Here is a 1,322-nt window from a genome sequence, read left to right as displayed (position 1 = left end):
GCTTCAGACGGCGCGGTCGCGTCGGCGTCTGGCCAGTTCATCGGCGGGATTGTTCCCGATCAGGGTTTCGCCGGTGTCGATACGCTCGCCGTGCAGCTGCGAGAGCGCCGCCTCGACGTCGCGCCAGACCACGCCGACGGCGATTCCGAAGACCCCCTGGCCCCCCTGGAGCAGATTGACGACCTCGTCGGGCGACGAGCACTCGTAGACCGTGGCGCCATCGCTCATCAGCGTCATCCGCTCCAGATCGGCTTTGTCCCGGTCCCGCAGATGCTGTACGGCGGCGCGGATGTTCTGCAGCGCCACACCCGTGTCCAGAAACCGCTTGACGACCTTGAGGACGACGACATCGCGGAAGCCGTAGAGCCGCTGGGTGCCCGACCCGTGGGCGGGCCTCACGCTGGGCTCGACCAGGCCGGTCCGGGCCCAGTAGTCGAGCTGTCGATAGGTGATCCCCGCCGCCGCACACGCGGTGGGACCCCGGTAGCCGACCGTCTCCGGTGCCGCCGGCGGATCGACCACACCCCCGGGGAACGGATACGGCCCACCCGCCCCCAGACCTCTACCGGGGGCGCCCCCAACCGCACTGTCGCCGCTGCTTCTCACGCCGACCCCTCCGTCCTTGACCTGCCGAGTCGACGGTAGGCAGTCACCCGGGGTGCGTCAACGATCGCCACACTCGGCACGCCGAGTGATAATCACCCTGAGAGTGGTTTACCGTGTCCTAAATTGGGGAAAGGGTGGCCGAATGGGTCATAGCGACCGCATTACGGGCTCCCGGCTCAACGGCCACCACGGCCCGCCCCACAGCGGTCACTGACTGTTGGTTCCGAAGTCCTCCGGCGAGATCTGGTCGAGGAACTCACGGAACTTCTCCACCTCGTCCTCCTGCTCGTCGGGGATCGCGATCCCCGCGTCGTCGAGCACACCGTCACTGCCGAAGATCGGCGTACCGGTGCGCAGGGCCAGCGCTATGGCGTCGGACGGACGCGCGCTCACCTCGACTCCGCTGGCGAAGACCAGCTCCGCGTAGAAGACCCCTTCACGCAGATCGGTGATGCGGACCTCGGTCAGTTCCTGGCCCACCGCTTCCAGCACATCCTTGAAAAGGTCATGCGTCAGCGGCCTGGCCGGTGCCATGCCCTGCTGAGCGAAGGCAATGGCGGTCGCCTCCCCGGGACCGATCCAGATGGGGAGGTACCGGTCGCCTCCCACTTCACGCAGGAGCACGATCGGTTGGTTGGAGGGCATTTCCACCCGGACACCCACAACGTCGAGCTCGTTCACACAGCAACCCTAGGACGTGCCCGACCCCTTTGGGT

2 protein-coding genes are annotated in these 1,322 nt (G+C 67.1%); both read right to left on the bottom strand.

The features are described 5' to 3' along the window. Positions 1 to 3 precede the first annotated feature (3 nt). A complete protein-coding gene (locus tag ACWF94_RS40640) occupies positions 4 to 606 on the bottom strand; it encodes a MerR family transcriptional regulator (protein WP_453500346.1) in 603 nt (200 codons plus the stop codon). A gap of 207 nt (positions 607 to 813) precedes the next feature. After that, positions 814 to 1,287: a bifunctional nuclease family protein gene (locus ACWF94_RS40635; RefSeq protein WP_005475662.1), complete on the bottom strand. Its 474-nt coding sequence runs from the start codon at positions 1,285 to 1,287 to the stop codon at positions 814 to 816. Between the last annotated feature and the right edge of the window lie 35 nt (positions 1,288 to 1,322).

The sequence above is a fragment of the Streptomyces sp. NPDC055078 genome (genome assembly GCF_053607985.1).
The sequence above is the reverse complement of the archived record's forward strand: the minus strand, read 5'-3'. Positions and strand labels throughout refer to the sequence as shown.